General features: G+C 62.6%; 16 protein-coding genes. 9 read left to right on the forward strand and 7 right to left on the reverse strand.

What is annotated here, in order from left to right; all coding sequences use genetic code 11:
- Positions 1-7: 7 nt before the first annotated feature.
- The gene (locus YH3_RS06600) at positions 8-1,318 is read right to left on the reverse strand and encodes an alanine racemase (RefSeq protein ID WP_064443144.1); all 1,311 of its coding nucleotides are present in this window, start codon (positions 1,316-1,318) and stop codon (positions 8-10) included.
- A 47-nt stretch (positions 1,319-1,365) separates the two neighbouring features.
- Positions 1,366-2,841, reverse strand: a complete 1,476-nt coding sequence (locus YH3_RS06605; RefSeq protein ID WP_064443145.1) for an amidohydrolase family protein — start codon at positions 2,839-2,841, stop codon at positions 1,366-1,368.
- Between the two features lie 203 nt (positions 2,842-3,044).
- Here YH3_RS06605 and YH3_RS06610 point away from each other — a divergent pair, with 203 nt between their 5' ends.
- From YH3_RS06610 to YH3_RS06640, 7 genes are all read left to right on the forward strand, one after another.
- Positions 3,045-3,890, forward strand: a complete 846-nt coding sequence (locus YH3_RS06610) for a M55 family metallopeptidase (protein ID WP_007734371.1) — start codon at positions 3,045-3,047, stop codon at positions 3,888-3,890.
- A 208-nt stretch (positions 3,891-4,098) separates the two neighbouring features.
- Positions 4,099-5,379: an MFS transporter gene (locus YH3_RS06615; RefSeq protein ID WP_064443146.1), complete on the forward strand. Its 1,281-nt coding sequence runs from the start codon at positions 4,099-4,101 to the stop codon at positions 5,377-5,379.
- A 14-nt stretch (positions 5,380-5,393) separates the two neighbouring features.
- On the forward strand, positions 5,394-6,251 hold the full coding sequence (locus tag YH3_RS06620; RefSeq protein WP_003945883.1) for a tryptophan 2,3-dioxygenase: 858 nt from the start codon (positions 5,394-5,396) through the stop codon (positions 6,249-6,251).
- 161 nt (positions 6,252-6,412) lie between these two features.
- Complete coding sequence (locus YH3_RS06625; RefSeq protein WP_003945833.1) at positions 6,413-7,507, forward strand: M20 family metallopeptidase; 1,095 nt, start codon at positions 6,413-6,415, stop codon at positions 7,505-7,507.
- A gap of 68 nt (positions 7,508-7,575) precedes the next feature.
- Complete coding sequence (locus YH3_RS06630) at positions 7,576-8,448, forward strand: GNAT family N-acetyltransferase (RefSeq protein ID WP_063836232.1); 873 nt, start codon at positions 7,576-7,578, stop codon at positions 8,446-8,448.
- On the forward strand, positions 8,445-9,560 hold the full coding sequence (menC, locus tag YH3_RS06635) for an o-succinylbenzoate synthase (RefSeq protein WP_064443147.1): 1,116 nt from the start codon (positions 8,445-8,447) through the stop codon (positions 9,558-9,560). Before YH3_RS06630 ends, menC begins: the two co-directional genes overlap by 4 nt.
- Positions 9,561-9,607: 47 nt before the next feature.
- A complete protein-coding gene (locus YH3_RS06640) occupies positions 9,608-11,227 on the forward strand; it encodes a CdaR family transcriptional regulator (protein ID WP_003945928.1) in 1,620 nt (539 codons plus the stop codon).
- Between the two features lie 71 nt (positions 11,228-11,298).
- Here the strand turns inward: YH3_RS06640 and YH3_RS06645 are convergent, their stop codons facing one another.
- The 3 genes from YH3_RS06645 to YH3_RS06655 all read right to left on the reverse strand — a co-directional run bounded on the left by YH3_RS06645 (position 11,299) and on the right by YH3_RS06655 (position 13,654).
- Positions 11,299-12,195, reverse strand: a complete 897-nt coding sequence (locus tag YH3_RS06645; protein WP_054188096.1) for a serine hydrolase — start codon at positions 12,193-12,195, stop codon at positions 11,299-11,301.
- A 156-nt stretch (positions 12,196-12,351) separates the two neighbouring features.
- A complete protein-coding gene (locus YH3_RS06650) occupies positions 12,352-12,987 on the reverse strand; it encodes a ScbR family autoregulator-binding transcription factor (protein WP_064443148.1) in 636 nt (211 codons plus the stop codon).
- A 238-nt stretch (positions 12,988-13,225) separates the two neighbouring features.
- Entirely contained in the window at positions 13,226-13,654 is a 429-nt protein-coding gene (locus YH3_RS06655) for an HIT family protein (RefSeq protein WP_042449536.1), read from the reverse strand.
- 87 nt (positions 13,655-13,741) lie between these two features.
- Here YH3_RS06655 and YH3_RS06660 point away from each other — a divergent pair, with 87 nt between their 5' ends.
- Both YH3_RS06660 and YH3_RS06665 read left to right on the forward strand, forming a co-directional pair.
- A complete protein-coding gene (locus YH3_RS06660) occupies positions 13,742-14,983 on the forward strand; it encodes a glycosyltransferase (RefSeq protein ID WP_007734387.1) in 1,242 nt (413 codons plus the stop codon).
- A complete protein-coding gene (locus YH3_RS06665; protein WP_064443149.1) occupies positions 14,980-17,127 on the forward strand; it encodes a glycosyltransferase family 39 protein in 2,148 nt (715 codons plus the stop codon). Before YH3_RS06660 ends, YH3_RS06665 begins: the two co-directional genes overlap by 4 nt.
- 85 nt (positions 17,128-17,212) lie before the next feature.
- Here the strand turns inward: YH3_RS06665 and YH3_RS06670 are convergent, their stop codons facing one another.
- The gene (locus YH3_RS06670) at positions 17,213-18,514 is read right to left on the reverse strand and encodes an HNH endonuclease signature motif containing protein (protein WP_064443150.1); all 1,302 of its coding nucleotides are present in this window, start codon (positions 18,512-18,514) and stop codon (positions 17,213-17,215) included.
- A 70-nt stretch (positions 18,515-18,584) separates the two neighbouring features.
- Entirely contained in the window at positions 18,585-19,232 is a 648-nt protein-coding gene (locus tag YH3_RS06675) for an ABC transporter ATP-binding protein (RefSeq protein ID WP_064443151.1), read from the reverse strand.

Below are 19,232 nucleotides of genomic sequence, written 5' to 3' on the forward strand. Positions count from 1 at the left end.
CGGCCCCTCAGAAGTAGGTGTGCACCGTACCGACGACGCGGTAATCCGAATCGACCTCGGGAATCAGTGACCACTTGTCGAATGTGGTGCAGGGATGCGAGATTCCGCAACCGAGCAGATCGCCGACCTTCACGTCGAAGGCAGCCGGAACGTCGACGTACGCGTGCTGGTCGTTGAGTGCGGTGATCGTCAGCTCTCGTGCTGATCGGTTGGATCCGTCGCGTCGGCGCCACAGGACTATGGGAAAGCCTGCGTCGGAACCGACATCGCGGCGGCCGAAGCCCAGGATCACCCGTCCGGGTTCAGGTATGGAGAGCACTACACCCCAGACCTCTGCGGCTCCCTGCAGAGTTCGCGGACCGTCAGCCCACGGCGAAGTTTCGGCATAGAGACCGTGATCATGGGTGATATAGCAACCGCTGCGCAGCACGATGCGTACACCGTTGTCGAGTGCCCACCGTCCGGCCAGTTCGCGCACAACGAGATCGTGAAACGCACTGCCGCCGAAAGTGACCAGTGGCTGGGGAGCCTTCGCGGAGTTGTTCTCGAACAGGTTCTCGGCCACACAGATTTCCGTGAAAACCCGCGCGGATTTGAGATACGAATCGACGGAGATACGGCGGGCTGCTACCGAGGCTCCGGGCATCATGCCCTCGAACCCCTCGACTCCGGTGAGTATCAACGAAGGTGCCTGCGATGCTGCGCGTGCGACGTCGAGTGCTTGCTCGACAGTGCGAGCGCCCGCGCGTCCGCTGTCGTAGCCGAGTTCGACGAGAACCCGGATACGGCTGGCCGGTGAGACTTTTGCGATCAACTGTTCCATCAGGCGGACGCTCTCGACCGAGTCCACGAGGGTGGTGACGAAGAAATCGGGGTCGGTGGCCTGGGCGTCGCAGATCCACCGAATACCGGCGGGATCGAGAACCTGGCTGGCGATGATGATGGTGTCCACACCGAACTCACGCAGAATGCGTGCCTGCGCAACGGTTGCCGCCGTCATCGCCCAAGCCCCGGCGTCGAGCTGCCGTCGAACCAGTTCGGGGCTCATCGTGGTCTTCGCGTGAGGCGCCAGATCCACATCGTGGTCGGAGCAGAACTGCGCCATGAGGTCGACATTGTGCGCGATCGCTGCACGGTTGAGTGTCATCACGGGTAGCAGGAGGTTGCCGTCGAGTGCCGAGATCCCCAGCGGCTCGAGGTCGGAACCGTCGCGACCTTCGAGGTCGGTGCCGAAGGCCTTGTGCTGCCAACCGATCGGGGGGTTCGCGAAATCCGTCATGGCATCGATTGTGCCGTTGATTGCAGACGATGTGTTCATGTGTGGTGACTTTCTGTCAGAACTATGCAGGTCAGAATGAGATCCGGCTACGAGCGGCGTACCGGGCGACCAGGCAACGCGTCCTGGACCACGACACCGTCTTCGACGACGGGTACTCCGCCGACCAGCACGCGGCTGATACCGGTGGAGGGGCGGGTGCCGTCGATGTACGTGGCGTTGTCGGTGATTCGCTCGGGGTCGAAAACGAGGATGTCCGCGTCGCTACCGGGGCTGATCCGGCCTTTCGTCGCCATCGAGGGAACCGACTCCTCCAGAATCTGCGCAGGGATCAACGAGCAGCGCGCGATGATCTCCGACAGCGACAGCAGCCGACGCTCGCGGTACAGCGTACGAATCGCACGTGCATAGGTGCCGGCGCCGCGGGGGTGGCCGAGCGCCTTCTTCGGCAGTGGCCACTGCAATGCGTCGGCAGGCGAACGGCCGGGCCAGGTCAGTGGCATCGCGTCGCTCGCGATGGCGGCGCGATCGAAAGTCATCGCCCGTTCGAGGAATTCGCGCTGCACGGTGTCGTTCTCGTCGAGGAACTCCACCAGCACCAACCCACCGGGGTCGGTGGCCCGAAGATGTTCCAGCTGCTTGCGGTCCGCGATACGTTCACCGGTGGGTACGAATGTCAGCGACCGTGGTGTCAGATTCATCAGGTGCAGCTTGTCGGGATCGAGAAACGCAGCTCCGACGGCCGTCGACCCGGAACCGTACGGATACGCCTCCGTCGTGACGCGCGATCCGGCTGCCTGAACCTGTGCCACCACCGACAGCGCGTGGTCGACGTGCATTCCCGAGGTGCTGTTGACGTGGCAGTAGTGCATGTGTGCGCCGGTTTCGGCTGCTGCACGGGCGATTTCGACGGCACCATCCACCGGGCTCGACGGATCGGCCGAGATGAGCGGGCGCGCATGGGTATAGGTGGGAACGCCGGCTCGGGCCGCGAGATCCGCCACCTGTAGGTACTCCACCGGATCGGATTTCGGCGCGTACCCGACCACCACGCCGATGCCGAGAGCGCCTGCGGCCAGATCGTTTTCGAGGAGTTCGAGAATGTGGGCGCGCTGGGAGGCGGTGGGCTCGCCCTGCCAGCTCGGGGAACCGAGATGGTGCAGGAGCGTTCTGATGTCGCCGTCGGGATCGGCCCCTGAGAGTTCGATCATTCGGGCGTGCGCCCACGACGTCGCGTAGCCGTAGTTGATCGGGCGGCCCTCGGCGCCGGCCCGGGCATATGCCTTTGCAACAGGAATGACGCCGGCTTCCAGTTCGAGGGCCGTCGTGACTCCGTCCAATGCCTGAAGTCGCTGCTCGGCGATTTCCTGTCCGTGGCTGTGCAGGTCGATGAATCCGGGGCAGATGACCTGACCGGTCACGTCGATCGTCTGCCGGGCTTCGATCGCGTCGCGACCCCACGCCGAGACCTTGCCGTCGGTGATCGCGATGCCCCGAACCTCGTCGGTCCCCGATGCGGGATCGACGACACGGCCGCCGGTGAACACGATGTCGTGGACCTGCATCAGCGCTGCACTCCTGTCGTTGGTCGAACCGCCTGGCCCGGCGAATGTCCCGATGGTTTCACGGCTCGGGTATCGGATTCTGGTGTGAACGTCCCAAATGGAGGCCGACTCACCGTTCGAGCGGACAAGAAACGGATGCGCTCGAGTGTGAAGGTGAAAGCGAAGTTATCAATTCAGCCGATTGAGATCGATGGAGGACAGGAATGCACGTCTATATTTCGGTGGACATGGAGGGTATCGCGGGTATCGCGACGCTCGATCAGACGATCCGCGGCGGTGGCGGCTACCACCGTGCGCAGATGCTCATGACCGCCGAGACCAATGCCGCGATCGCCGGTGCGTTCGACGCCGGTGCGACGAGCGTCCTGGTCAACGACAGCCACGGAACGATGGACAATCTGCTTCACGCCGACCTGGATCCACGGGCGCGTCTGATCTTCGGAACACCGAAGATGCAGTGCATGGCGGAGGGACTGACGTCCGATCACGACGTCGCTCTGTTTGTCGGCTATCACGCACCAGCCGGTGGGCCCGGCGTCCTGGCGCACACGTTCTCGAGCTTGTTCGCCGACGTCCGCCTCGACGGCAAGTCCGTCTCGGAGACCGACGTCAACACCCTCTACGCTGCCACCCAGGGCGTTCCCGTCGGCCTGGTGACGGGTGACGACATCATCTGCGGCTTGGTCGACGCGGCCTCGCCGACAACCGAGACCGTCGAGGTCAAGAAGGCACATGGATGGTCGGCAACCAATTCGCTGCCGCCGTCGCTGGCGTGCGAGCAGATCCGAGCAGGAGCCGAGCGCGCAGTGCGTAAGGCCGACACACTGAAGCCGGTCGAGCTGCGTGACGAATGGACCCTCGAGATCGTTCACCCCACCACCACGGGAGCTGAACTCGCCGAGGCTGTTCCCGGCTCGCGACGGATTTCGGATCGTACGATTTCGCACACACTCGGCAGCGTCGACGACATTCTCGGTCTGATCACTGTCAATGCCCGGCTTGCAGCCGCAGGCGTCTCGACGATCGTGGCAGTCGCCAATCGCACGTGATGAAGTAGCGACTCCATCGCGAAATGCCGCCGACGCCGTGTGCGCCGGCGGCATTTGTCATCTCCTGGGGCAGAACATGTTCCGACCGACCAAACGTTGCTTCGGCTATTGGTGAAACGGACCAATGCGGTAGACGTGTTCGCTGTCACACTTCATCAGTCTTTTCAATGTTCCAGTCCATGCGACACAAGACAATTCGGGAGGCTTGATGAAGGCGGAACGCGTCACAGTGGAAGCACCGTCGCGGGTGAGCGACGGTTCGGTTCGAAAAATGATGGACAACAAGTCGATTCGTCGCACGACCACCGTTACGGTGGGGCTGCTCAGTACCATCTGGTTGATCGACATGGTGGATCGCGTCATGATCGGGCTTGCGCTTCCGATGATCGGCGACGAATTCTCGCTCAGCAGTACGCAGTTGGGTGGCGTGGTCTCGGTATTCGCGATCTTCTACATGCTCGGGCAGGTCCCCGGCGGAATGTTGGCCGACCGCTTCGGACCCAGGCCCCTGTTGATCGTTGCTTTGATCCTGTGGTCGGTGTTCACAGCGTTGACAGGGTTCGCGTGGGGTCTCGTCTCGCTGATGGTAATGCGTGCGATGTTCGGCATCAGCCAGGGGCTCTTTCCAGCGGCGTCGTTCAAGGCTTTGGCTGAGCGGACGCGTCCGAAAACCAGAGCGACCGCGATGGGTTTCATGCTCGGCGCCAACAACCTCGGCCCCGGTATCGCACCGCTGATCATCGCGCCGGTCCTCATGGCCGTGGGGTGGCGTGACGCGTTCTGGCTGGTGGCGATCGTCGGCGCAGTGATCGGCACGGTGGTGTGGTTGGTGCTGCCCGCACCGCTGGACACCGAAATCTCGGAAGATCCCGAGGCAGCCTTGCAACCTCTGGCGAGCGAGCACTCTCGCGCCGCCGTGTTCAAGTCCGCGTCGGTGTGGAAGTTCGCGATTCTGTTCTGCCTGGCCAACATGTCCGCGTACGGGCTGATGACCTGGGTGCCGAGTTATCTGCTCAACGACAAGGGACTCTCGCTGATCGACACGGGAATCTTTGCCGCAATCCCCTTCATCGTCACGGCGCTGGCCACGATTGTGGGCGGGCGGTTGGTGGACAAGTACTTCCACGACCGGGCCAGGATCCTTCTGGTTCCGTGTATGGCCACGTCGGCAGTCCTTTTGTTCCTGATGACCACCGCTGACACCGTCGCGATGTTCACGTTCTACGAGACGTTGGCTCTAGGCATCAGCGGTCTGTGTTCGATGTCGATCTTCGCGATGCCGTTGCGGGCACTTCCGGCCGAATTCCTCGGTTCCGGAATGGGTTTGATCAACGGTTGTGGTCAGTTCGCCGGTTTCATCACCCCGCTCGTGATGGGATGGATGGTGGACCAGTTCTCGTGCATGGCTGCATTCGGAGTCCTGGTCGGAGCGACGAGCGCTGCCGCATTGGTGGCCATGATCGTTCCTCAGACCCCGGCGAAATTCTGACAAGGAGACCGAAGATGTCGGCAACGGACGGCACACGAAAGATCGAAGACGACGTCGTCACCGATTTTTCCGGGAAGATGAGTTACGGGGCCTACCTCGGACTCGACACCCTCCTGGATTCGCAGCACCCGGTGAGCGAGCCGGAACACCACGACGAACTCTTGTTCATCATTCAGCACCAGACCAGCGAGTTGTGGCTCAAGCTGTTTCTCCACGAGATTCGGGCGGCCAGAGCAGCGATCGCTGCCGACGACATTCGGGTTGCGTTCAAGCGGATCGCACGTGTCAAACATATTCAGGCCACCTTGACCGAGCAGTGGTCGGTGTTGGCGACACTGACGCCGGCGGAGTATGCGGAGTTCAGGGGCGTTCTCGGCAACTCGTCGGGGTTCCAGTCGTACCAGTACCGCGCCGTGGAATTCGTGCTCGGAAACAAGAACGCGGGCATGCTGAAGGTGTTCGAATCGGATCCGTCCGCCCATCGATTGTTGGAGACCCTGCTCGGGGAGCCGACACTGTACGACGAGTTCTGGCGGTACCTGTCCAGGCAGGGGTACGACGTTCCGGCGTCGGCTCTCGAACGAGACGTCAGCGCGCCCTACGTGCGAAACGACGAACTGATTCCGCTGGTCAAAGCAATCTACGAGAACGTCGAACAGCACTGGACGGCGTACGAGGCGTTCGAGGAGTTGGTCGACCTCGAGGAGAGCTTTCAGCTGTGGCGGTTCCGGCACCTTCGGACCGTGCTGCGGGTGATCGGCATGAAGAAGGGGACCGGCGGTTCGAGTGGTGGTGCCGGCTTCCTGCAACGTGCGCTGGAGTTGAGCTTCTTTCCCGAGCTGTTTGCCGCCCGAACAGAGATCGGTACCTGACACACCTGCTTGATGACACCCAGCTGCTTGATGACACCCAGCTGTTCGTGACACACGACGAATCCGAGCCCGAAGGACAGGAGTCTTGGACAAGATCCGACAGGGTCGCTTCGACCAAGCTTGACTGCGAAGTTGCAAGTCGGTGACAGGAGAGCGTCGGAGTGGACAAGAAATCAATGGTGGCAGACCTGGCGGCGTTGGTAACCGCCGAGTCGCCCAGTTCCGATCTCGGCGCAGTCGATGCATGTGCGGACGTGGTGGCCGAAATCGGCGAACGCCACCTCGGAAGCACCCCCGAACGTATCCGCATCGACGGGCGCCAGCACTTGCGTTGGTCGTTCGGCGCGGAGCCGAAGGTGATGCTCCTGGGCCATTTCGACACCGTCTGGCCGCTCGGAACGCTCGCGGAGTTGCCCTGGTCTGTCACCGACAACATCGCCACCGGACCCGGAGTCTTCGACATGAAGGCCGGCATCGTCCAGCTCTTCCACGCGCTCGCATCGCTTCCGTCGCTCGACGGGGTGGTCGTGCTCCTCAATTCCGACGAGGAAATCGGCTCCCCGACCTCGCGCGCACTGATCGAGGAGCAAGCACGTCAGGTCGACGCGGTGCTGGTCCTCGAAGCCGCAGCCGACGGCGCAGTGAAGACCGCGCGCAAGGGTATGTCGCTGTACTGCGTCGACATCGAGGGACGCGCTGCACACGCCGGACTGGAACCGGAACGAGGTGTGAACGCTGTAGTGGAGCTCGCACACCAGATTCAGGCCGTGGTGGAGCTCGCGGACCCGGCGGCGGGAACGTCGGTGGTGCCGTCCGTGATCAGTGGCGGCACGACCACCAATACTGTTGCAGCGCAAGCGCAACTGTGGTGTGACGTTCGCATGTGGTCGGCGAAGGAACAGGAACGCATCGACCGTTCGATCCGTGCACTGACACCGGCGCTGGCCGAAAGTCGAATTTCGGTGTCCGGAGGCCCCAACCGTGGACCACTGGAATCAGTGTCTTCGGAGAAGCTGTACTTTCTCGCTCACCAGGTCAGCAGTGAGAGCGGTTTGGGGATGCTGCGCGACTGCGCCGTCGGCGGTGCATCGGACGGAAATTTCACTGCCGCAGTAGGAACTCCCACGTTGGACGGCCTCGGTGCCGTCGGCGGTGGCGCCCACGCAGCGACAGAACACGTAGAGATAGATCAGATGATCCCGCGCGCCACCTTGTTGGCCGGTCTGGTGACTCGAATCCTGGAGGGAGGACTGTGACTATGACGTCGCCGAACAATGTCCAACGCAAGACCGTTCAACCATTCGGAGGTGTATCGCCTTCAAGGATGCGGCAAGCAATCAGCCAGGCCGAGCAGGCCGCCCTGCTTGCATGTGTGACTATCGAAACCGTCACCGGGCATGCCGAGTTGGAACAGGTATTCGGTCTGTTCGAGAAGGTATGGCAGCCGGAGAGCGGTAACCCTCCCGTCCATCGGGACATGATGAAAGCGCTCGCACACTCCGGTAACTACGTCGCCGGCGCGTTTCGTGGCGGCGACTTGATCGGCGGCTCGGTTGCATTCTTCGAGGAACCGCAACATCGTTCTTTGCATTCGCACATCACGGGGATCCTCCCGAACGTGCAGAACGGGCACATCGGCCTCGCGTTGAAACTGTTCCAGCGAGCGTGGGCACTGGAACGGGGAATTCTCCACGTGCGGTGGACTTTCGACCCGCTCGTCGCACGCAATGCCTACTTCAACGTCTCGAAACTCGGTGCGCTCCCGATCCAGTATCTGCCGCGTTTCTACGCGCCGATGAACGACAGTCTCAACGGCGGCGCAGACAGCGACCGATTGCTGATCGACTGGGAAATCGGTAGCAGCAAGGTTTCCGACGTCGTCGCCGGTTCGGGAGAAGTCCCGACTCCCGAGTCCTTGGGGGCGAGCGAACTGCTGTCCGTCTCCGAAGCCGGCCTGCCCGTGTTGAAGTCGACCAAGAATCGATTCGTCACGGTGGCTACACCGAATGACGTGTACACACTGCGTAAGTCGGACCCGGCGGCGGCGAACGACTGGCGCCTGGCAGTCCGCGAGACTCTCGGTGGTGTGCTCGCCGAGAACGGAGTGGTTCTCGCAGTTACCAGAACCGGAAAGTACGTGCTGGACCGTGCGCCGGGAACACAGGCAGGCAGGACAACAGCGGAGGTTACATCGTGAAGATCGACGGAGTTGAATTACGCCGGGCGGCAATGCCGTTGAAAGCGCCGTTCCGTACCTCGTTCGGCACCGAGACCACCAAGGACGTGTTGTTCGTCAAGGTAGTCACCTCGGAGTCGGAGGGCTGGGGCGAGTGCGTGGCGATGTCCGAGCCTCGCTACTGCTCCGAATACACGGACGGCGCCGCCGAAGTCCTTCGTAAGTTCCTGATTCCGTCTCTGGGTCAACTCACCGATCCCGACGTGCACGCACTGAGCGCGACGATGGAACAGTTCGCCGGGCACCCCATGGCCAAAGCGGCACTGGAAACCGCATTTCTCGACGCCGAGTTACGGGCTGCCGGGACGAGCATGTCTTCGTACCTGGGCGCGGTGGTCGATCGCGTACCCGCGGGTGTCTCGGTGGGTATCAAGAATTCGATCGATGAGCTGCTAGAGGAGGTAGGCGGGTTCCTCGATGCCGGATACCTGCGCATCAAACTGAAGATCGAACCGGGCTGGGACATCGAGCCGGTTCGCGCAGTCCGCGAGAGGTTCGGCGACGACGTACTCCTCCAGGTCGACGCGAACACCGCGTACACCCTGGCTGACGCCCGCCATCTCCAGCGGCTCGACGACTTCGACCTCCTGCTGATCGAGCAGCCGCTTCCCGAAGAGGAACTGCGCGGCCACGCCAGGCTGGCCGAGATGATGCGGACGCCGGTCTGCCTCGACGAGTCGATCACCTCCGCGAAGGTCACGGCCGACGCGCTGGCCATCGGTGCGTGCAGCGTGGTGAACATCAAACCGGGACGTGTGGGCGGTTATCTGGAATCGCGTCGTATCCACGACGTCTGCAAGGCCAACGGAATTGCCGTGTGGTGCGGCGGAATGCTCGAGACCGGAATCGGCAGGGCCGCCAACGTCGCGCTTGCCGCGCTCCCCGGATTTGTCCTACCAGGCGATACATCGGCTTCCGACCGGTACTTCGCCGAAGACATCACCGAGCCGTTCGTACTCGACAACGGTTACGTGAAGGTTCCGGAAGGACCGGGTATCGGCGTCGAACCGATCCCCGCCCTGCTCGAAGCAATTACCACGTCGGTCGAATGGATCGGCATGGATCGGCTTTGACGAATCACTATGACACACTTCGTTCACCGGACGAAGGAGTGATAGACGTGGGCACCGTACGACCTCGCATCAGTTTGGTGCGGCTTCTCGAAGACGTGGGAACTACGGTGCTGAATCCGGTTGTCGGCGACCCGGAGGCGGTCCAGGAGATCGCCTCGGTGGTCATTCACGACCCCGACGACGACTCACCCTCGACACCGGACTCCATGGTGCTGCTCGTCGGCGTCACCGGAGGCGAACGTATCGCGGAGTCCGTGGCCGGCCTGGCCGAGCGCGGAGTACGCGTGGTGGTCGCGCGAGTGACCACCGAGGTCAGCGATGCGGACCGCGAATCCGTCATCGCCTCGGGCGTCGTGCTGTTGGCCTTGGCGCGTGGAGTCTCGTGGGTTCAGCTGACAAGCCTGCTTCATTCGGTGCTCTCGGCCCGAAACGAAGTCGGGCACATCCATTCACGCGGAGGTGGCCCGGCCGGCGATCTGTTCGCCTTCGCCAACGCTGTCAGCGCACTTCTCGATGCGCCGATCACGATCGAGGACCGCAGCTCACGGGTCATCGCCTTCTCCGGCCGCCAGGAAGAAGGAGACGGTCCACGTATCGCGACCGTTCTGGAGCGGCAAGTTCCTGACCAGTACATTCGAGTGCTCGAAGAGGCCGGGGTCTTCGACCGGCTCTATCGCAGCGACGATCCGGTGTGGGTCTCGGCCGAGACCCTCGGTACGAAAATGGGTCGTATCGCCGTGTCCATCAGAGCCGGCGACGAGTTCCTCGGCTCCATGTGGGTGGCAACCGGTGAGCCGATGTCCGACGACCGTATGCGTGCGTTGCGCGATTCTGCCGGGTTGATCGCGCTGCAGATGTTGCGGTTGCGCGGCGGCGCCGACGCCGAGCGCCGACTGCGCGCAGACCTGATCGCAACCCTTCTCGACGGTGGGTCAGGTGCGGTCGACGCGATGAATCGCCTCGGTCTCGGGACCGGCCCCGCACTCGTGATGGCTTTGGGTCGTAGGTCTTTCGAAGGATCGTCGAAGCCGGACGATGCCGCCCACGTGGTGCGACTGACCGACGCTCTGGCCATGCACCTCGGCGCCGTCCACTCGCAGTCGGCGGCAGCCTTGGTCAACGGAACCGGCTACGCGGTGCTGTCTGTGCGAGGGCATTCCCCGGCCGAGGCCGAGTTGCAGGCGTTCCGTGTGGCCTCGGACTTCCTGGACCGCACCGGAGCGTCCGGCGACACGATCATCGGGATCGGCCGGGTCGTGACCAGACCGGCGCAGCTGAGCCGATCGAAGCGCGACGCCGAACATGCCCTCGAAGTGTTGTTGGCGGGACGAGCGTCGGGCAGCGTCGCCACCTTCAGTAGCGTCCACGTCGATGCCATCCTGTTGGAGATCGCGTCGGAAGCTGCAGCCGAAGGGTTCTCGGACCTCGGACCGATCGAGGCGATCGCCAGCCACGACGCCGCTCATGCGACCTCGTTCGTGGACACTCTCGATGCGTGGCTCAACGCGTTCGGTGATGTCGGTGACGCCGCGGCGTCATTGCACGTGCACCCCAACACCTTTCGGTATCGCCTCAGCAAGTTGAAGGGTATGGCCGCGTTGGATCTCGACGACCCCAACGTCCGCTTCCGGTTGATGGTGCATCTTCGTCTGCGCGGTCCACGTTAGCTCGAAAGCCGAAAAATGCGGGTCGCACTGATTTCTCAGCGCGACCCGCATTCTTTGTCAGTGGGTTCGGATCAGCTGTTGTTGCGAAGTGCTTCGACAGCGATGCGGCCGACGGTTCCGATGGAGGCGTCGATCTTCGGGGCGCGGTGGGTGAGCTCGTGGGACTTGGTGAAGACACCGACGGCGTAACGCTTGCCGTCCGGGTACGCCACGACGCCGGCTTCGTTTCGTACCAGTCCCAGCGTTCCGGTCTTGGCGGCGACAGTGACCTCGTCGGGGAAACCGGACGAAAGGCGGTGCGGCCAGACCTGCTTGCTCATGATGGTTCGGACCTCTTCACAAGCCGATGCGGGGCCGGCTTCGTCCCTCCAGATTGCAGCCAGCAACATTGTGATCTCACGAGGAGTACTGGAATTGGAGCGGGCGGGATCCATGACGGAAATTGTCCGAAGAATTTCGATGGGGGGCATTTCCAGCAAGGTGCCCTTGTCGACGCCGAGGTCGTCGTAGACCGTCTTGAAGAGGCCTCGGCAGTCACGGACCAAGTTGGTCTTCTCCAAACCGAGCCCGCGCAGCGTTGCGACGATGTTGTCGAGTCCGAGACGTTCGTACAAGAAATCCGTGGCGGCGTTGTCGCTGAAGCTCATCATGAGCAGAGCGAGGTCTCGCCAGCTTGCAGTCACGTCGTCGGCGCAGCCGCCGATACCGATGCCGCCGGAGCGGAACTCGGAGGTCACCGTGGCGTGCTCGGTCGGATCAAGGGTGCCTGCCGCTACTTCACGGGCGTACTGAAGCACAACAGGAATCTTGAAAACGGAGGCGAGGATGACACCTTCGTCCGCGCCGTAGCCGAACTCTTCGCCGGAATCGATGTCGCGTGCGTGGACGTAGGCATCGGTCTTCGCTTCGGCGAGTACAGCAGCGATCTCCTGCTGTGCGCTCTCAACGTACGTGGCGGTTTCGGTCATTCGAGAAGCCCTTTCGTCGGTATCCATGTATCTGGGTTATTCGTGGATCTGACGATAGTGAGTCGACGACGGGGGGTCTTGTACGAATCGACGAAGGTTGGCGCACGGTTCGGTGCTGATGCGCCGAATCATCCGGGCGTCGGGGTGTTCTCCGGATCAGGACACATAAGTTTCGAGGCGACATCCGACCAGTTCGGCGACGGCGCTGCGTCGCTTGTCGGAGACCACGCCTGCCAACAGGAGGGCGAACAATTCGTCGATACGGTCGTTCAAATCGCTTCGTCTGGTGAGCACGTTCGAAACCAGTTGAACGCCGGTGAATGCCGAGATCACCACGCGACCCACCGATTCCGGCTCCACATCGTCGCGGATGTCGCCTTCGAGCTTCGCGGCCTCGGCCAGTTTTCGAAGCTCGCGGATCCACGCGACGTACGGGCCTTGCGAACCGTCGGCAGAGGCCAACTCGAGGGTAAGTCGGATTCCCGCACGAACAATAGGTTCTGCGACGAGTTGGCGGCCCATCTCGTGGCACACCATGACGAGCTGTTCCAGTGCCGGTGCGCCTGTGGCTGCAACTGCGGTGAAGGCACTGATCGAGATCTGGTGCTGTTCTTCGATCACCGCCTGAGCCAGTTCGTCTTTGGACGAGAAGTGAAAATAGACCGCGCCCTTGGTCATCTGCGCCGCGGACACGATGTCATTCATGCTCGTGCTGCCGTACCCCGTGACTTCGAACCGATCAGCAGCACCTTGAAGAATCTGTCGGCGACTGATCTTGGCACGTTCCTGCATTGCTCCCTTGTCCTCCGACTGTTAACACGTGAACCAGTTTTAGGGCCCTAGGTCCCGGACCAGCGACCCACGGTAGCAGCGAATCTCGTGCTCGCGCGACAGCGCGAAACGGACTGTTCGGTGTGCAATCGCAGGTCACGGTCGGTAGGAGCGACAAATGCGACCGCCGCAACCTCCGTTGGAGGCTGCGGCGGGGAGTCCAGTTATCGGCCAGCGAAATTCGGTCGAAGGTATGCGATCAACGAGTCGAGACAGTTGCCTCGAAGCCGAGGTCGCGTAGCGCCGACTTGAGTTTGGTCTGTGCCTCGTCGAGAGATTCGGGTGACGGCGAGGTGTCGGCGCCACTGATGTCGAAGTTCCCCATGTCGTATGCGGGGAAAACATGAACGTGAAGATGCGGAACTTCCAGACCTGCGATGAGGAGACCCGACCGAGGCGCGTCGAACGCCTTACGCACGGCTTGGCCGAGGTTGCGGGCAACAGCGGTGACCTTGGCAAAGAGTTCAGGATCCACGTCCTGCCACTGATCGACCTCGGCTCGCGGAACCACAAGCACGTGGCCCTGCGTTACCGGCGCGATGGTCAAGAACGCGACGACGTCCTCGTCCTCCCACACGAAACGTCCTGGTAGATCCCCGTTGATGATGGCACTGAAGACTGAAGGCATACCCCGAGATTAGCCCGCGTCCGGTTGCCAGGAAACTCCCAGGCTGGACGCAGGTTCGTCGGAGCCGGCCCGACAAATCTAGGACGCATGACGACAGAAGCCATGCAGACCGCGGGCAGCACGGACGCAGAGGAGGTCTCCGCGACGACTGTAGTGCTGGACGTGGTCGTCCCGGTATACAACGAAGAGGCAGGCCTCGAGACGTGCGTGCGGCGCCTGCGCCGGCATTTACGCACGCAGGTGCCATTCTCTGCACGAATTACCATCGCGGACAACGCCAGTGTCGACGGCACGTTGGCACTCGCCCGTTCCCTCGCCGAAGAATTCGACGACGTCCGGGTCGTCCACCTGGATGCGAAGGGTCGTGGTCGAGCACTGCGGCAGGTATGGAGCGACTCCGATGCCGACGTGGTCGCGTACATGGACGTCGACCTCTCGACCGACCTCAACGCCCTGATGCCGTTGATTGCTCCGTTGCTCTCCGGACACTCGGACATCGCCATCGGTTCCCGGCTGGCACGATCGTCCCGCGTGGTGCGCGGCCCCAAGCGTGAGTTCATCTCACGTAGCTACAACCTCATCCTCCGAAGCGCACTGCATGCTCGCTTCTCCGACGCCCAGTGCGGATTCAAAGCCATGCGCGTCGATGTTGCACGCCAACTACTTCCGCTGGTGGAGGACACCGGGTGGTTCTTCGATACCGAATTGCTGGTGCTGGCCGAGCGAGCGGGCATGCGGATTCACGAGGTCCCTGTCGACTGGGTGGACGACCCGGACAGTCGGGTGGACATCATTGCCACGGCAGTTGCCGACCTCAAAGGTGTGGTCCGTGTCGGGCGAGCACTGTCTACTGGTTCCCTTCCATTGGCCGAGCTCAGGGCTAGTTTCGGACGTGAACCGTTGGTTCCCGGAGTTCCACGAGGAATGGTCGGGCAGCTCTCACGCTTTGCCGTGGTGGGAGTCATTTCGACGCTCGCGTACGCGCTGCTCTACCTCGCTCTGCACTCGATCATGGGTGCGCAGTGGGCCAACGCCGTCGCATTGCTGGTGACCGCGGTATTCAACACCGCCGCCAACCGGGCCTTCACCTTCGGGATCCGAGGGTCGGAAGGATCCGCTCGTCACCAGATGCAGGGCCTGCTCGTGTTCGGGTTCGGTCTACTGCTCACCAGCGGATCGTTGTTCGTGCTCGACGTCATGGCGCCCGATGCTTCCAAGCACGTGGAGCTTGCCGTACTCGTCATCGCCAATCTTGTTGCCACAGTCAGTCGATTCATCGCACTGCGCTGGGTGTTTCGCACCGCACAATCCGTAGGAGCCAATCGATGACCGCCACTGCAGAGACACTCGCCGCGCCGCTGCCAGCGCCGGAACCGCAACGTCAGGTGCGCTGGGAACCGTGGGCACTGGGAGTGTTGTTGGTGGGCACCGGAGTCGCCTACATCTGGGGCCTGGGCGCGTCCGGATGGGCCAACTCGTTCTATGCCGCTGCGGTACAGGCAGGTTCGGTGTCGTGGAAGGCTTTCTTCTTCGGCTCCTCGGACGCTGCAAACTCGATCACCGTCGACAAGCCGCCCATGTCCCTGTGGTTGATGTCGCTGTCGGTTCGCATCTTCGGACTCAATTCCTGGGCGATGTTGGTGCCGCAGGCACTCCTCGGGGTCGGATCGGTTGCACTGTTGTGGGGAACGGTTCGACGGTATTTCGGTGCGGCCGCCGGCCTCCTCGCAGGCCTGGTACTTGCGCTCACACCCGTAGCGGCGCTGATGTTCCGGTTCAACAACCCGGATGCTCTGCTGGTGCTCCTGATGATCGCAGCAGTGTGGGCGATGATGCGCGCCGTGCAGGACGGCCGCACCCGCTGGCTCGTGTTGGTCGGTATCTTCTGCGGATTCGGTTTCCTGACAAAGCAATTACAGGTCATGTTGGTGGTTCCACCGCTGGCGCTCACCTATCTGATCGCCGGACCGCCGAAACTGGGTAAGCGCGTACTCCAACTGTTCGCGGCACTGGGCGGACTGATCGTCTCCGCCGGATGGTGGTTGGCAATCGTCGAACTGTGGCCGGCCGACTCGCGTCCGTGGATCGGTGGTTCACAGAACAATTCGATTCTCGAACTGACGCTCGGCTACAACGGGCTCGGGCGCTTGAGCGGCAACGAGACCGGAAGCGTCGGCGGCGGCGGAATGCGCGGTGCTGGTGATGCCGCGGCCGGCGCTGCTGCGGGCGGTTTCCCAGGTATGGGCGAGGCCGCGGGTGGTATGGCCGGGGGAGGTATGGCACCAGGTGGTGCGGCCGGCGGTGGTATGTGGGGGAGTACCGGTATTACCCGACTGTTCGAATCGGCCCAGGGCGGACAGATCGCCTGGTTGATTCCTGCTGCGCTGATACTTCTGGTGGCTGGAATCGTGCTGCGAGGCAGGGCACCCCGCGCTGATACACAGCGCGCGTCATTCATCGTCTGGGGACTGTGGCTGTTGGTGACCGGACTGACCTTCAGTTTCATGGCGGGAATCTTCCACGCCTACTACACCGTTGCGCTTGCGCCGGCGATCGCCGCGCTGATCGGTTCAGGATCGGTAGTGGCGTGGCGTCATCGTGACGTCCTCTGGGTTCGCATCATTCTGGCGGTGTCCTTGGCCGCAACCGTCGCGATGGCGTGGGTACTGCTCGGACGCTCGCCTTCGTTCGTACCGTGGCTTCGCTGGACCATTCTGGTGGTCGGCATCGTCAGCGCCGTGGCAGTGCTGATGCCGGCAGTGACGCGAGGTCGATTGGCTGTGGGAGTGATTCTCGCAGCGATCTTCACCGGTCTGGCAGGTCCGACTGCATACGCGATCGACACGATCAACACTCCGCATACCGGTTCCATAGTTTCGGCCGGACCGAGCGTCGAAGGTGGAATGGGCGGGCCCGGCGGTGGCCGCGGAGGCTTCGGTGGATTCGGTGGCACGGCTGATGGCGGTAACCGTCGGACTGACGGGGCTGGGACCGGAATGCCGGGCACGCCCCCTGTAGGAATGGGTCAGATGCCCGGTGGTGCAACAGTTCCGGGCGGTACCACGCCGACCGCCGACGGGACGCGAGGCGCAATGGGAGGCGGTGTCGGTGGTCTACTGCAGGGCAGCACGCCGGGAGCCGCTGTTGTGTCCGCTCTCGAAGAGAACTCCGACCAGTTCACGTGGGTAGCCGCGGCAATCGGGTCCAACAGCGCATCGGGTTATCAGCTTGCGACGCAGTCACCGGTCATGGCTATCGGAGGGTTCAACGGGAGCGATCCGTCGCCGACGCTCGCGCAGTTCCAGCAGTACGTGGCAGAGGGCAAGATTCACTTCTTCATCGCCGGCGGTGGGATGGGTGGAGGTATGAACGCCGAAGGCACCGCTACCGCCATCTCGACGTGGGTGACCGAAAACTTCACCGCCACAACGGTGGACGGAGTAACCCTCTACGACTTGACGGTTGCAGGCTGACCAACAGGAACGCACGCCAGGTCCGCATCGGAGGTGCTTCCTCCGATGCGGACCTGGCGTGACGTTGTATGCCTGAGGTTCGTCCTCAGGTTTTGAAGGTGGTGTTCGCCGGCCTGGGTTGCTGCCCGGGGTCGATCGAGGGTGGCGGGATGAACCAGGGTTTGTTGTCGGCGCCGATGCGGATTTCCCATTTCCCGACGAACCCTGATTTCCGGTGCATCAGTCGGTGGTGTGAACGGCACAGCAGGACCAGGTTGTTCATCACCGTCGGGCCGCCGTTCGCCCAGTGCCGGATATGGTGCGCATCGGTCCAGGCGGGCACGCATGTGCAACCCGGGAACGCGCAGCCTCTGTCGCGGGCAATCAACGCAGTCCGTTGTTCGGCGGTGACCAACCTCTTTCCTGGTTGCGCATCCAAGGGCGCGCCGTGATCGTCGAGCAGCACGGTCGAGAGGAAACAATCACACCCGAGAAGCCTTGTCTGCGAAACGGACAGCGGTCCGAGCCACGGCATGTGCCCGACATCAAGATCAGACACAGCCACTCCACCACCATCAGTTGGTGTGGCGGCGCAGTCCCGATGCTCAGCCAGATCCCGAGCATTGATGTGCACGTTTACATGCGGACGCTGACCACCATCGGTACCGGTCTTGGCGCAATCGAGATAGCGGCGAATCAGTTCGGTGAACCCATCCGCAGTCCGCTTCGCCGCCGACCGAGAATCCGGCGTCCCGTCCGGTGCCGGAGTCGGCATCGTCAGACTCGACAACGCCGACAACAACATCTCACCGGTCAGGGCGTCGAAATCACCACGCACCACCACCCGACCATTCAAGGTCGACGCGATCCGCAACTCGTTGAGATCGACATCCTCGGCGGGCGGGATCTCATCGGACTCGAACAACCGCTCCAACGTCGCGATCACGTTCCGCACCTTCGTCGTCGTCGCCTCCACACCCGACGCAGCAGCCAACAACAAATCGATACAGCGCGGGAGTGCCTCCTCCGGCATCCCCTTCGGCGGTGACTCACAGAACGCCACGATCAACACGGCATGATCGAACGAGCAATCCCCGCAATCGAACCGAGCAGCCACCGCCGGAAACGGCCGCAACGCTGAACCTAACGCGGCGATCTTCTTCCCGTCCCGAACCTGCAGCATCGTGTTAGCCGCCAACCACGCACCCACCCCGCGGCTCGCAATCACCTGATCATCCGGGCGCAACGACAACTCGTCCACCACCGCCACACGCACCGCCTCGAGGCGCAGAATCTCCGCACTCGCCTCGACAGCAGCCTCACGCAACTCCGCAGCAGTCAACTGCCACAGGCGTCCGCGCAAACCCACCGCAGAACCAGACACCACATCCGACAACAAGACACTCATTGAATCCCCCGATCCCCTGCCCAAATCATACTCGAACATACGTTCGGGTCAAGGGTCGATTTCGCAGGGGCTAAGCGCTGATACCGTCGAGGTCGTGGACCACGTCGCAGCAGGCGCCGAGTAATTCGCGATCATGGCTGATGAGTAATACACCGACGCCGGTTTCGGCGGCGCGACTCTCGATCAACCGAATGAGCGCGGCCGTCGTGGCGGCGTCGAGCATCGCCGTCGCCTCGTCACAGATGAGGTATTTCGGTTGTTGCGCCAGCGATCTCGCCAGGCAGGCGCGCTGTAGTTGGCCGTCGCTCACCTGGTGTGGTCTGCGCGACAAGAGATCGGGAGTGAGGCCCACTTCTGCTGCCAGCGCGGCCACATCGATTGACCTACTGGCAATGTCACCGGGTTGGCCGATGATCGAGGCGAGCGTCTGCCGAGGGTCGGTCGATGCGCGAGGTGACTGAAACAGCATGGACACCGTGCCGCGTAGTGCCGCGGGTACCGAGAATTTGGTACCCACAACGGGTGATCCGTCGATCCGCACTTCGCCTGACCACGGTGCATCCAGCGAAGCGAGAATCCTTGCAAGTGTTGATTTTCCGGTGCCCGAAGGCCCGGTCAGGCCGATCAGCTTTCCCGACGGAATCTCGAGCGAGACGTTCTCGAGAACTGGCCGGTTGCGACGGTAACCGCTGGTGATTCCCAGAGCTTGCAGACTCAT

The organism is Rhodococcus sp. YH3-3 (assembly GCF_001653035.1).
GTDB classification, from domain to species: domain Bacteria; phylum Actinomycetota; class Actinomycetes; order Mycobacteriales; family Mycobacteriaceae; genus Rhodococcus_F; species Rhodococcus_F qingshengii.